Annotated in this window: 11 protein-coding genes; 2 read left to right on the top strand and 9 right to left on the bottom strand. The window is 71.4% G+C overall.

Annotation, left to right across the window (positions count from 1 at the left end; all coding sequences use genetic code 11):
- Nucleotides 1-39 precede the first annotated feature (39 nt).
- From ACFWP7_RS20910 to ACFWP7_RS20885, 6 genes are all read right to left on the bottom strand, one after another.
- Complete coding sequence (locus tag ACFWP7_RS20910; RefSeq protein WP_384383075.1) at nucleotides 40-1,323, bottom strand: hypothetical protein; 1,284 nt, start codon at nucleotides 1,321-1,323, stop codon at nucleotides 40-42.
- Nucleotides 1,324-1,385: 62 nt separating this feature from the next.
- Nucleotides 1,386-2,477, bottom strand: a complete 1,092-nt coding sequence (locus ACFWP7_RS20905) for a hypothetical protein (RefSeq protein ID WP_384383074.1) — start codon at nucleotides 2,475-2,477, stop codon at nucleotides 1,386-1,388.
- Nucleotides 2,478-2,503: 26 nt separating this feature from the next.
- Complete coding sequence (locus tag ACFWP7_RS20900; RefSeq protein ID WP_384383031.1) at nucleotides 2,504-3,580, bottom strand: hypothetical protein; 1,077 nt, start codon at nucleotides 3,578-3,580, stop codon at nucleotides 2,504-2,506.
- A gap of 111 nt (nucleotides 3,581-3,691) precedes the next feature.
- On the bottom strand, nucleotides 3,692-4,396 hold the full coding sequence (locus ACFWP7_RS20895; RefSeq protein ID WP_384383030.1) for an LPXTG cell wall anchor domain-containing protein: 705 nt from the start codon (nucleotides 4,394-4,396) through the stop codon (nucleotides 3,692-3,694).
- A gap of 203 nt (nucleotides 4,397-4,599) precedes the next feature.
- The gene (locus tag ACFWP7_RS20890) at nucleotides 4,600-5,163 is read right to left on the bottom strand and encodes an ATP-binding protein (RefSeq protein ID WP_384383029.1); all 564 of its coding nucleotides are present in this window, start codon (nucleotides 5,161-5,163) and stop codon (nucleotides 4,600-4,602) included.
- Between the two features lie 287 nt (nucleotides 5,164-5,450).
- A complete protein-coding gene (locus ACFWP7_RS20885; protein WP_384383028.1) occupies nucleotides 5,451-5,819 on the bottom strand; it encodes an STAS domain-containing protein in 369 nt (122 codons plus the stop codon).
- A gap of 238 nt (nucleotides 5,820-6,057) precedes the next feature.
- Here ACFWP7_RS20885 and ACFWP7_RS20880 point away from each other — a divergent pair, with 238 nt between their 5' ends.
- On the top strand, nucleotides 6,058-6,954 hold the full coding sequence (locus ACFWP7_RS20880) for an RNA polymerase sigma factor SigF (protein ID WP_384383027.1): 897 nt from the start codon (nucleotides 6,058-6,060) through the stop codon (nucleotides 6,952-6,954).
- 360 nt (nucleotides 6,955-7,314) lie between these two features.
- Nucleotides 7,315-8,832, top strand: a complete 1,518-nt coding sequence (locus ACFWP7_RS20875) for an RICIN domain-containing protein (RefSeq protein WP_384383073.1) — start codon at nucleotides 7,315-7,317, stop codon at nucleotides 8,830-8,832.
- A gap of 13 nt (nucleotides 8,833-8,845) precedes the next feature.
- On the opposite strand, the gene hutI is transcribed toward ACFWP7_RS20875, so the two are convergent.
- The 3 genes from hutI to ACFWP7_RS20860 are packed head-to-tail and all read right to left on the bottom strand — an operon-like array spanning nucleotide 8,846 to nucleotide 12,632.
- Nucleotides 8,846-10,060, bottom strand: a complete 1,215-nt coding sequence (gene hutI / locus ACFWP7_RS20870) for an imidazolonepropionase (protein ID WP_384383026.1) — start codon at nucleotides 10,058-10,060, stop codon at nucleotides 8,846-8,848.
- A 38-nt stretch (nucleotides 10,061-10,098) separates the two neighbouring features.
- Nucleotides 10,099-11,433, bottom strand: coding sequence for a formimidoylglutamate deiminase (locus tag ACFWP7_RS20865; protein ID WP_384383025.1), 1,335 nt, complete (start codon nucleotides 11,431-11,433; stop codon nucleotides 10,099-10,101).
- The gene (locus ACFWP7_RS20860) at nucleotides 11,430-12,632 is read right to left on the bottom strand and encodes an allantoate amidohydrolase (RefSeq protein ID WP_384383072.1); all 1,203 of its coding nucleotides are present in this window, start codon (nucleotides 12,630-12,632) and stop codon (nucleotides 11,430-11,432) included. The genes ACFWP7_RS20865 and ACFWP7_RS20860 overlap by 4 nt, the downstream gene beginning before the upstream one ends.
- Between the last annotated feature and the right edge of the window lie 136 nt (nucleotides 12,633-12,768).

Here is a 12,768-nt window from a genome sequence, read left to right as displayed (position 1 = left end):
GGTGGCCCTTCGCTGTTTCCCGCGCACGGGCGGCCAGTCTCAGCGCACGCGCCGCCCCGGCATGAACGTGAACACCGCTCCGCCGAGCAGGACGGCCGTCCCCGCGACCAGCCCGAGGGCCTTCAGGGAACTGTGGCCCTCGGCGCCCGTCTCCGCGAGGCCGCCACCGGACGACGTACCGCTTGCGGAGCCTGCGGAGTCGCCCCCTGAAGCTCCTGAGCCTCCTGCGGCGCCGCTCGCCTGTTCGGTGGTGTCCAGCGTCAGCGAGACCTCCGTCTTCGACGGGGTGCAGGTGGTCGTCGTGCCGAGCGCCTCCACCGTCAGCACGCCCGGCGACAGGGTCGACTCGCCGGTCGCTCCGGGCTTGTAGGTGCCCGTCAGGTCGGGGATCTCCATCGGGTCGCCCGTCTTGATCGCCTCGGCGTTGGTGGGGCCTTCGACATGGACGCTGCCCGTGTCGGAGCCGCCCAGGGTGACCTCCATGGAGGGCTTCACCGAGTCCGCGGGGATGTCGGCCGGGCTGTCCATCACGGACCCCTTGAACTGAACCGTGAGGTCGTAACTCCCGCCGTTCTTGCTGGCGTTGATCTGCACGGGGGACGTGGCGTTCTTGTCTCCGATGGGCGTCTTGCAGGCGTAGGCGACGGAGACTTCCTTGCCGGTGAAGTCGGTCTGGCCGTCGTCGCCGCCGGTGGAGCCGCCGGTCGAGCCGCCGGTGGAGTCACCTTCGCTCCCGGTCGGTGTCGGGGTACCGGTGGGCGGCGTCGGTGTCACCGTCGGCTCGCCGCCCGTCGTGCCGCCCGAAGTGCCCCCGCCCTCCGTCACCTTGATCGTCGCCGCCGGCTTCACCGTCTCCTTCGGGGCGCACTTGGTGTCCGTCGAGATCGGCTTGCTGACATTGATGTCGTACGCGTCCGGCGTCAGCGTCACTTCACCCGCCGTCGTCAGTTTCAGCGTGCCCGTCATGTCGGACAGCTTCATGTCGCTGTTCTTGGGGATCGCCGGGTTCTGCCGAGGGCCCTCCATCGCGATGTCGGCCGTCTGCGCGCCGGCCGCCTTCAGCGTGCCGGTGGGCATCACCGTGTCCTTCTCCAGATCGAGGATGTCCGGGTTCTTGGACGCGGCCTGGACGAACTTCCAGGTGATGGTGACCTCGTCACCCACCTTCGCCTCGGCGGGTGCGGTGATGTCCGCCTTCGTCGTGCCCTCGACCGGCGGCAGACCGGAGATCGCGGGCGGGATGCACTCCGTCAGGTACGACACCTCGGCGGCCTGCGCCGGGACCGCGGCCACCCCCAGCAGGATGCCCGCGCCGCCGAGCATCAGCGCGACCCCGGCCGCGCTCGCTCTCCGTCCCGCCGGCGGTACCACTCTCCGTTGCCTGCTCACGTGTTGCCCTCCCTCGTGGGGGTCGTCGGACTGTTCTCGTGCGGTGCGGAGAGCTGACCGGCCGCCGGGGTCCCCGGACCGCTGTCCGGGGTGAACCACGGAAGGGGCCGCGTCGAAGTCGGGTTCGGTGCCGGGGTCGTTCGGGATTCGGGTGCCGGGGACGCACTCAACCTCGGCATGCGGTACGTGAGTTGGGGAAGCCGCGGGCTCCTGCGACGGGGACCGCGACCGGCGGACCTGCGCGGCCGCAGCCGGTCCACCGCGGCCATCCCGACGCGGAACACCGCGGCCGGTACGACCACGCCGAGCAGGATCCAGAAGAGCGTCACACCCCAGGGGCGGCCCACGCCCCACGGCTGCTCGGCGAGCATCTTCCCGCCGTACTTCAGCGAGACCGTGTAGTCCCCGTGCGCCCCCGCCGCGACTTCGACGGGGAGTTCGATCCGTGCCCGCTTGCCGGGTGCGATGGTGCCGCGCCACTGCTGTTCCTCCCACTGCGGGGCGAACACACCGTGGGAGGTGCCGACTTGGAAGATTGGGTCCTTGACGGCAGCGGTACCGACGTTGCCGACCGTGAAGACGAGCGTGCGGGAGGGCGGGGCGCCGAAGGAGGTGAGCAGCCCGCTCGATCCGTCGAGTCGGGTGTCCGTGAGCACCGAGAGCCGTGCGCCGCTCTCCTCCTCGGGCAGCGGCTCGACCGAGTGCCCCGCGACCATGAAGATGGCGTCCGCCTCCGCCTTCTCCCCGGTGACCGTGGCGACATGGACCACGCACGGGCACGGCTCGGGAGGCTCGGCGACCGGCAGCTCCTTGCTGAAGTCGCCCTTCGCATCGGTGGTGACGGCCCGGCCGGCCGCGTTGGCACAGGAGTTGGTGCCGCCGATCACACCCCGGGACGGCACCGACTGGCCGCAGATCAGCATCATCAGCAGTGTCTTCGGCCGCCATCCGGCACCGGTGACGGTGATCGAACCCCCCGTCCCGGCCTGGGACTTGGACAGCTTGACGGAGGGTTTGTCCGCGCCGACCGCGGGCGCCCCCACGAGGGTCGGCACGAGGAGCGCGAGCACCGCCGCCAGCACCGTCATCCGTACCCTGCCGCCCACGACTCCGCTCACGACACCGCTCCTGTCAACTCGACTTCCGTACGCGGCTGTTCACGCGTCTCGCCGATAGGCGCAGGACGCCCAGGATGCCGTACAGCACCTGGCAAACGACGCCCGAAGCGCCGTACACCACCCAGCACGCGACGCCCGAGACGCCGTACACCACCCAGCACGCGACGCCCCGGACGCCGTACACCACCCGTCGGACGACGCCTGTGACGCCGTACGACGAGAAGCGCGGCGACCGCCACGAGCGCGCACCCGATCCCCGCCACCGCGCCCCAGGGCACGAACCGCACCGACGCGGACGCCGTGTCGCGTGCCCCGCCCGCCGCCGTGACCGTCAGCCGCACGTCGACCGCGTCCAGTGCGAGGGTGACGCGCCACGGTTCGCTGAGCGTGACGCGGCGGCCCGGCAGGAGTTCGACGGGCAGGGTGCGCGGGGCGCGGTCGAGGAGCTCGCCGAGGGCGCCGTCGGCGTGGACGGCGAGTTTCGGGGTGAGGACGGTGGTGCCACGGTTGACCAGCTCGTACGAGATCCGCCGCGCGCGCACGGTGACGTGCTCGACGGCGATCGCCGGCAACGCCGGTCCGGCCACCCGTAGTTGGACCCGGACCGCCGAGGACCGGCCGTCGTCGCCGCTCACGACGATCGCGCCAGGGTGGTTGCCGGGCACAGCCCCCGTCGGGACGCTCAGCGTGAAGGGGACGTCGGCGCGGGTGTGTGCGGGGACGCGTACGGACAGCGAAGCCACCGGGGTCCGCCTTCCGTTCGTGCCGCCCGCGAAGTTGATCCACGCGCCCGCGTCCGCCGACTTCTCCCGGATCGTGAACCCGCCGTCCGCCGTGTTGTCCGCGTCCGCGCCGCGCAGCTTGACGGTGACCGGCGCGGCGCCCGGATTGAGCACGGACACCGAGTCCTGGAGGACCGTGCCGGGCACGCCCTCCGCGTAGACGTACGGCCGCCCCTCCGGCCCGTTCGCCGACGGCACGACGGACCAGCCCGCGTCGGCCACGGCGATGGGTGCGGCGCCCAGCAACAGCACGGCGGCCAGGCCCAGTAGACGGGGTACGGCGTACGGCATCAGCGGCTCCCGTTCAGAAGGGGCGGCGCGGTGGGGGTCCCTCCAGGCATGCGGCTCTGCGGGAGCCTCGTTGAGGGGCGGCGGTCGGGCGACGGGTGGGCGTACGCGTTCTCAGCGGCGTACCGCCTGATGCCTGCGCGTCAGCCACAGCACGCCAGCGGCGCCCGCGAGCAGCACCGTGCCGCCGAGCGTGCCGAGGGCGATCGCGGAGTCCTCGGGGCCGGTCTGCGGGAGTTCGCCGCCGGAGTCCGTGCCGCTCTGGGACTCGCCCGAGGTCGAGCCGCCGCTGCTTCCGCTCGCGGCCGCGACGTCGAGGGTGAGTGAGGGATCGGGATCGTTCGAAGGGGTGCAGGTGGTTGTCGTGCCCAGTGCCTTGATGGTCAGGACGCCCGCGGTGAAGGTGACCTCTCCGGTCCCCTTCGGGGTGTACGTGCCGCTCAAGTCACTGATCTTGATGGGGGTGTTGGCCGGGATCGCGGCCGCGTTGGCCGGGCCGCTCACGGCCACCGTGCCGCTGTCCGCGCCGCCCACCTGGATCACGGCGCTCGGGCTCATCGCCCCCTTGCCCAGCTCCACCGGGCTGGACGAGACGCCCTTCTGCCAGGACATGGTGAGCTTGTAGGCGCTGCCGCTCCTGACACTCTTGATGTCGATGGGCGAGACGGCGCTCTTGTCACCGATCGGCGTCTTGCACTGGTAGTTGACGTCCACCACGTCGGCATGGGCGGCGGGGGCGGCCATCAGCACCGCGGAGCCGGCCAGGGCCGCGGCGAACGCGAGCGCGGCGGTTCGTTTCTGGTACGTCCGGTACGACACCTCGGGGCCTCATTCCTGACTGGACATCTGACGGAACATCAGATCGGCCGTCAAGGTACGCCCGGGGACTTGTGGAGGGAAGACAAAGCGCGCGCCGGATGTGAGGAGATCCGGCGCGCGGGCGGTGGCATACCAGTCAGTGTGCGAATGAGGATGCGAACCGCGGGTAACCCAAGGTCGGAGTTACCGGGTGGGCCGCAGCGCTATGCCGGCGCCCCGAGTTCGGCCCAGACGGTCTTGCCCACGACCCCCGAGATCCGCACGACCCCCCAGTCCAGGCACAGTCGCTGCACGATGAACATCCCGTGACCGCCCGGGCGCCCGGCGCGGTGCGGGGTGCGCGGGGCGGGCTGGCCGGCGCCACGGTCGGAGACCTCGACACGGAGCACCTTCCTGTCGCACGCGATCCGGAGCTCTTCCGGGCCCTCGGCGTGCAGACAGGCGTTGGTGACGAGTTCGGAGACGACAAGGAGGACATCCTCGGCGGCGGCGCGGCGGTCGGCGCTCTCGGCGGGCAGCCAGCCCCACGCGTACAGCGCCTGGCGGGCGAAGTCGCGAGCGAGCGGCACAACGCCGCCCTGGCCCTCGAAGCTCAGCCTGCGGGCCTGGCGACCCGAAGGGACCCCGGTGCCGCTGCTGCCGTCGGTGCCTGCGGAGGAGGCGGGGGCGTCGCCCGGGGACGCGCCCGTGCCGGACACCGCGGAAGCACCGCCGTCGCCCGACTCCGGGCCGCGGTCTCCCGGCGGGTAAGGCCGGGTGGTGCTCATCAGCGCTTCACCTCACCGATTCACCAGTTCACAAATCAAGACTCAGCACTCAGTACGTTGATCGAGGGCCCACCCGCCACCGACCGGTTCCCTGACCGGTCCGCGACGTGGCCGCCACTGTGACGGCCGACATATCCAGGATGTCTCCTGCCCGGCCGAACCGTCCGAACACCCAATTATTCGACCCGAAACCTGTGACGCGCGTAACCCGACGATCACACTGGGACATCCGGGGCATCACTTTAAGACGATCCACCCGCCCCTTGAGACGATCCACCCGCCCCGCCCTAGTCGGCCAAGGCCGCGGCGAGGGTGTCGTGGACCGTGAAAACGGCCTCCGCCCCGGTGATCTCGAAGACGCGGGCCACCACCGGCAGCATCGCGGCAAGATGGATCCCGCCACCCGCTTCCTCGGCCTTCAGCCGGGCACCGAGCAGCACGTTGAGCCCGGTGGAATCACAGAACTCAAGGCGTGAGCAGTCGACGACCAGCCGCGCGTACCCCTTTTCGAGGCAGTCATCGAGTGGCTCACGCAACAAATCGGCCGTGTGGTGATCGAGCTCACCCGCGGGAGTCACGACGGCACTGAGGCCCTCTTCCCGCACTTCGACAAGAAGTCGGCCCGACTGGGCGCTGCCGACTGTCCCGCGGTCCATGCCGTCTCTCTCCTGAGCGTCGTGACTGTTGATATAGGCACTCGAACACTACGCCTTCTCTACACACCCCGACACCCGAACAACCGCCACGAATCGGACATTTCACTACTAAGCACACTTGCGACAACCGCGTGCGAGCGGGTAGGGCTAGTAGCGACACCTATTCGACACGACCGGCTTCGGAGGCGCCGCACACAGCTGTGCACGCATTGGCATCGGCGGCCTTATGCCGAGAACCATGGAGGACACCATGTCACCCCGGCTCGACGAATCGCATACCCAGACGGCGACGTCGGCATCCCTTCCGGAACACTCTCGCTCCCTCGTCGGGCTGGAGGGACTTCCTGAGATCCCCCCCTTCGACCAGGTGGGGCCGGTGGACGCACGGGCCCTGTCCAAGACTCTCTTCGAGCGGCTGGAGTCCCTCGAAGAAGGCACCTACGAATACTCGTACGTCCGCAACACGCTGGTCGAACTCAACCTCGCGCTGGTCAAGTTCGCCGCCTCTCGGTTCCGCTCCCGCAGCGAGCCGATGGAGGACATCATCCAGGTCGGCACCATCGGCCTGATCAAGGCGATCGACCGCTTCGAGATGAGCCGCGGCGTCGAGTTCCCCACCTTCGCGATGCCGACCATCATCGGCGAGATCAAGCGCTTCTTCCGCGACACGTCGTGGTCGGTGCGCGTACCGCGCAGACTGCAGGAACTCCGCCTCGACCTGGCCAAGGCGGGCGACGAACTCGCCCAGAAGTTCGATCGCGCCCCGACGGTGGGAGAGCTGGCGGAGCACCTGGGCCTCTCCAACGTAGAGGTCGTCGAAGGCATGGCCGCCTCGAACGCCTACACGGCGAGTTCGCTGGACGCCCAGCCCGAGGAGGACGACTCCGAGGGCGCGCTCACGGACCGCATCGGCTACGAGGACCACGGGCTCGAAGGCATCGAGTACGTGGAGTCCCTGAGGCCGCTGATCGCCGAACTCCCCTCCCGCGACCGCCAGATCCTCTCGCTCCGCTTCGTCGCCAACATGACACAGTCCGAGATCGGCGACGAACTCGGCATCTCCCAGATGCATGTCTCCCGGCTGCTCTCGCGCACGCTGGTGCGGCTGCGCAAGGGGCTGACCGTCGAGGAGTGACGGTGCCGCAGCGGTGACCGCGTCCGGTAGCTGTGACTACGGCCCGCGCCCCGGTAGTAGCTGGGGGGCGCGGGCCGTAGTCACAGCTTGGCGGCGGGCCATGGTTACCCCGGGAAACCTCTTTCCCCACCAGTTGCCTTCCACCACTATGAGCATCCCCATGACCGCCGGTACCCCACAACCCCGGCGGGCCTAGAGCGCGGGGTGCGAGGAGGCACGGGGATGGCTGGGTCCGGCCGGACCGACGGACGCGGCGGACACGGCGGGTACAGCGGGTCTGATGGATTCGACGAGTACAGCGGGTCCGACGGGTCCGACGGAGACGGCGCGTACGACGGCTCCGGCTCCGGGAGCGGTGGCATGTACTCCACGGCGTCCGACGCGCAGCTCACCGAACTGCTGCGCGCCGACACCCCGACCGCGTACCCGGCGCTGCGCGAACTTCGCCTGCGCCACAGACCCGCGGTCCTCTCGTACGCCCGTCTGTGCACCGTCGGCGAGTCCGCCGCACGGCAGTTGACGGCTCAGGCGTTCGCGCTCGCCGCCCGCGAAACGGCACGCGGCATCGACCCGCGGGGGCCCTGGCGCCACCAACTACTGCTCCTGACAGGCCGGGTGGCCGCCTCCTGGGCCGCTCCCCTGGACCATCGCGCGAGCCGCCTCGATCCGGGTCTGCTCGCCCGGCTCCGCGAGTCGGACGGTGCCGAGGGGCCCGTACCGCCCATGCTCGACGCGTTCCACTCGCTCCCGAGCCGCGTCCAGGGCCTCATCTGGTACGGCATCGTGGACGAGGAGCCCGACGCCAGGACCACCGCCCTCATCGGGGCCGTGCCGCAGGACGTGGCGTACGGCAAGCAGCCCGCGTTCCAGGCCCTGCGCCAGGCCTGTCTCAAGACCCGCCTCGCCCGCTCCGGCAACCCCCGCTGCCAGGACTTCCGCCGGCTGATCGAGGAGGCGGCACACCCCGAGAACCCGCGCTACAGCCCCGACTTGAACGCCCACATGGTGCACTGCGGGCACTGCGCCGCCGCGTACGAGGAGCTGGGCGCCCTGCGCGACACCCCGCGCACGGCACTGGCCGAGGGACTGCTGCCGTGGGGCGGCGGCGCGTACGTCCTGGGCGCCGCGGGTGGCAGGGCCCCGGCGGCCCGCGGCGCGGCTTCGGCGTCCTGGCCGCCCTCCCGGCGCCTCGTCCTCGCCTCGGCCGCGCTCGGCGTCGCGCTGGCGCCGCTGCTGCTGTACCTGCTGACGTCGGGCGGATCGGACCCCGGCCAGGCGGTGAGCACGGTGGGCACACCGGCGGCGCCACCCCCGGTGACGGTGACCGCGACGGTCTCGGTGACTCCGCCGCCGTCCCCCACTCCGACGACCAAGTCCCCATCCCCCACGCCCACTTCGTCACCCTCGAAGACACCCACGCCCTCGAAGACACCGAAGCCGTCACCGACCCCGCGCCCCCCGAACAGCACCTACGCCCAGGTCGTGAACGTGGGCTCCGGACTCTGCATGGACGTCCGCGACGGCGTCATGAGCCTGGGCACGGACGTCGTCGCGGCCGGCTGTACCTCGTCCCGCTCCCAGTTGTGGCGTGTCGACGCCGGGCGCGGTGTCCTCCAGTCGTACGCCGACGGCCGCTTCTGCCTGGACAGCCGCGGTGGCACGGACAAGGGCGTCGGCGTCTGGGAGTGCACGGCCGCCGACGACTACGAGCCCAACGGCAAGAACCTGCACTTCACGGTGGACTCGCGCGGCAGGATCAGCGCGGACATCTTCCCGGGCTTTGCGGTCACGCCGTTCGGCGACCGGCTCATGCTGATCCGGGACGGGGATGTGGACACCGACGAACAGCGGTGGCAGGCCGGCGCCACCGCCGAGTGACCCGCTTCACCGGTCAGGTGACCGGAACCCCGCGCCGCCAGACCTCCGACACCAGGGGCACGCCCGGCCGGTAGGCGAGGTGGACATGGCTCGGGGCGTCGAGGAACGCGAGGTCGGCGTGGGCACCCGGGGTCAGCGCGCCGATGTCCGTGCGCCGCAGGGCCCGTGCTCCGCCCGCCGTGGCCGACCAGAGGGCCTCGTCGGGGGTCATCCCCATGTCCCGTACCGCGAGCGCGACACAGAACGGGACGGACGAGGTGAAGGACGAGCCCGGGTTGCAGTCGGTGGAGAGGGCCACGGTGACGCCCGCGTCGAGCAGTCGGCGGGCGTTCGGCCACTGGGCACGGGTGGAGAACTCGGCGCCGGGGAGCAGGGTCGCGACGGTGTTCCCGCAGGCCAGGGCGTCCACGTCGGCGTCCGTGAGGTGCGTGCAGTGGTCCGCGCTCGCCGCGTCCAGTTCGACCGCGAGCTGGACGCCGGGGCCGTAGGACAACTGGTTGGCGTGGATGCGCGGGTGCAGGCCCTTCGCCTTGCCCGCCGTGAGGATCGCACGGGCCTGGTCGCCGTCGAAGGCGCCCTTCTCACAGAAGACGTCGATCCAACGGGCGTACGGGGCACAGGCGTCGAGCATCTCGCCGGTCACCAGGGCGACATACGCGGCCGGGTCGTCGGCGTGGTCCGGCGGGACGATGTGCGCGCCGAGGTAGGTGACCTCGTCGGTGTGCGCCGCCGCGATGCGCAGTGCTCGTGCCTCGTCCTCGACGGTGAGGCCGTAGCCCGACTTCGTCTCGAAGGTGGTGGTGCCCTGGCGCAGGGCCTCGCGGAGGTAGCGCGTGAGGTTGCGTTCCAGGTCCTCGTCGGAGGCGGCGCGGGTGGCGGCGACGGTGGTGCGGATGCCGCCGGCCGTGTAGCTGCGGCCCGACATACGGGCGTTGAACTCCTGCGTGCGGTCGCCCGCGAAGACGAGGTGCGAGTGGGAGTCCACGAAGCCCGGGATCACCGCCCGCCCTCCGGCGTCGACCCGGTTGTCAGTGGCGGGTGCTTTTCTTGAATCACCGGTCCACGCGATGCGGTCGCCGTCGATGACGAGCGCCGCGTCCTGGATCAGACCGAGGGGAGACCTGTCACCGAGGGAGGGATCGTTGGTGACCAGACTGGCGATGTTGGTGATGACGGTGCTGGTGCCGGTCGTGGCGTTGGTGTCGGTGGTGTCGGTGGTGCTGCTCATGGCGTCCTCGTGGGGGCTCGGGCTGCGGTGGGCGGTCATCAGGCGCGCAGGGCGTCGACGGCTTCCGCGAGAGCTGTCGGCACATCGGGTACGAGGGTGTGCGCGCCGTCCCGTACGACGTGCCGCCCGCCGACGATCGTGTGGCGTACGTCAGCCGCCGTCGCGGCGAATACGGCCGTCTCGGCGCCGAGGCGCGGCACCGGTCCCGCTGTCCTGACCGAGTCGAGGGCGATCGTCGTGAAGTCGGCGAGCGCGCCCGCCTCCAGGCTGCCCGCGCCGTCCCAGCCCAGGGCCGCGTGGCCGTCGGCGGAGGCGGCGCGCAGGAGCGCGGCCGCCGTCCAGTGGCCGCGGGTGCGGGTGCGCAGGCGCTCGTTCAGCTCCAGGGCGCGGGCCTCTTCGAGGAGGTCGATGACGGCGTGGCTGTCGGAGCCGAGGGAGAGCGGCGAGCCCGCTTTCTGCAGGGCGACCGCGGGGCCGATGCCGTCGGCCAGGTCCCGTTCGGTGGTCGGGCACATACAGGTCCCGGTCCCGGATCCGCCGATCAGGGAGATGTCCTGACGGGTGAGGTGCGTGTTGTGGACGCCGGTCGTGCGCGGGCCGAGGACGCCGTGGTCGGCGAGCAGTTGGGTGGGGGTGCGGCTGTGCGCGGCCTGGCAGGCGTCGTTCTCCGCCGTCTGCTCGGACAGATGCACATGCAGCGGGGCCCGCCGTTCCTCGGCCCACCGGGCCACCGTCGCCAACTGCCCGGCCGGCACGGCCCGTACGGAGTGGATGGCCGCACCGATCCGCGCGTGATCACGGTCCTTGAGAAGTGAAGAGCGTTCCGCCCAGGCGTCCGCGCTGCCGTCGGAGAAGCGGAGCTGGTGCCGGTTCGGGGGCTGTCCGAAGCCCGCGGAGACGTAGGCGGTGTCGAGGAGGGTGATCCTGATCCCGGCCTCGCCCGCCGCCGTGATGAGCGCCTCACCCATCGCGTTGGGGTCGGCGTAGGGGGTGCCGCCCGGGGCGTGGTGCACGTAGTGGAACTCGCCGACGGCCGTGACCCCGGCGAGCGCCATCTCCGCGTACACGGCGCGGGCGAGTGCGTGGTAGGTGTCCGGGGTCAGCCTGTCCGCGACGGAGTACATGATCTCGCGCCAGGTCCAGAAGGTGCCCGAGCCGACCTGGACGATGCCGCGAAGGGCGCGGTGGAAGGCGTGGCTGTGGGCGTTCGCGAGCCCGGGGAGAGTGAGGCCGCGGAGGATCTCGGCGCCGGGGGGCGGGGTGTCGACGCCGGTGCGGACGGCGGTGATGCGGCCGTCGTGGACGTCGAGAGCCACGCCCGGCTCGACGTTGGTGTCGAGCCAGGCGTGTTCCAGCCAGTACGTCTGCGTCACCTGCGGACCAGCCCTTCAAGTACGTCGGCGAGTGCGGTCACCCCGGCCACGCAGTCGTCCTCGGCGGCGTACTCGGCCGGGGAGTGCGAGACACCCGTGGGGTTGCGTACGAACAGCATGGCGGTCGGGACGGTCCCGGAGAGGATTCCGGCGTCGTGTCCGGCGCCGGTGCCCAGGACGGGAACCCGCAGGTCCGCCTCCTTGCCCAGGATGCGGGCGAGCTCGTCACGCAGGGCGTGCTCGAACTCGACGACGGGGGTGAACGACTCACGGACGATGTCGAGTTCGACGCCCTGCGCCGCCGCGTACTCGCGCGCCGCCTTCTCGATGCCGGTGACGACCGTGTCCAGGCTCGCCTGGTCGGCGGCGCGGGAGTCGAGCCAGCCGCGGACGAGGGAGGGGATGGCGTTCACCCCGTTCGGCTCGACGGCGATCTTGCCGAAGGTGGCGACGGCTCCGGCGAGTCGGGCCTCGCGGCGGGCCGCCAGGACGGTCTCCGCATACGACAGCATCGGGTCCCGGCGGTCTGCCAGCCGGGTGGTGCCGGCGTGATTGGCCTCGCCCCGGAAGTCGAACCGCCAGCGGCCGTGCGGCCAGATGGCGCTCGCGATGCCCACGCGGTCGCCGGAGAGGTCAAGAGCACGGCCCTGTTCGACGTGCAGCTCGACGAAGGCGCCGATGCGGGCGAGCCGCTCGGGGTCCGGTCCGAGGGTGCCCGGGTCGTACCCGGCCCGCTCCATGGCCTGCGGCAGCGTGATGCCCTCGGCGTCCGTCAGCCGGTGCGCCTGCTCGACGGTGAGCTGTCCGGCGGCGAGCCGCGAGCCGACGCACGCGAGCCCGAACCGGGCGCCCTCCTCGTCACCGAAGTTCACGATGCCGAGGGGCCGGGTGAACTCCACGTGCCGTGCGCGCAGTTCGTCCAGCGCGGCGAACGACGACACGACCCCGAGGGGCCCGTCGAAGGCCCCGCCGTCCGGCACGGAGTCGAGGTGGGACCCGGTGACGACGGCGTTCCCTGCCGCCGGGTCACCGAGCCACGCCCACTGATTCCCGTTCCGGTCGATCTCATGAGCGAGCCCACGGCCCTCGGCCTGCGCCCGGAACCAGGCCCGACAGTCGGCGTCGGCACCAGTCCAGGCGAAGCGCCGGTAGCCACCGGAGACGGGGTGTCGGCCGATGGGCTTCAGGTCATGCCACATCTTGTGGAAGGAGGCAGCGCCGGCCGGTCCGGGCCGGCCGGAGGGCTGGGCATGGTTGCCGATCCCAGCCGCTCCAGCCTGTGGGCAGTCGTTCCGCAGGGCGGAACGGGTGGGCACAGCCGGGCCCGCGGGCGGC

Origin of the sequence: Streptomyces sp. NPDC058470, assembly GCF_042721055.1 — a bacterium.
Lineage (GTDB): Bacteria > Actinomycetota > Actinomycetes > Streptomycetales > Streptomycetaceae > Streptomyces.
The sequence above is the reverse complement of the archived record's forward strand: the minus strand, read 5'-3'. Positions and strand labels throughout refer to the sequence as shown.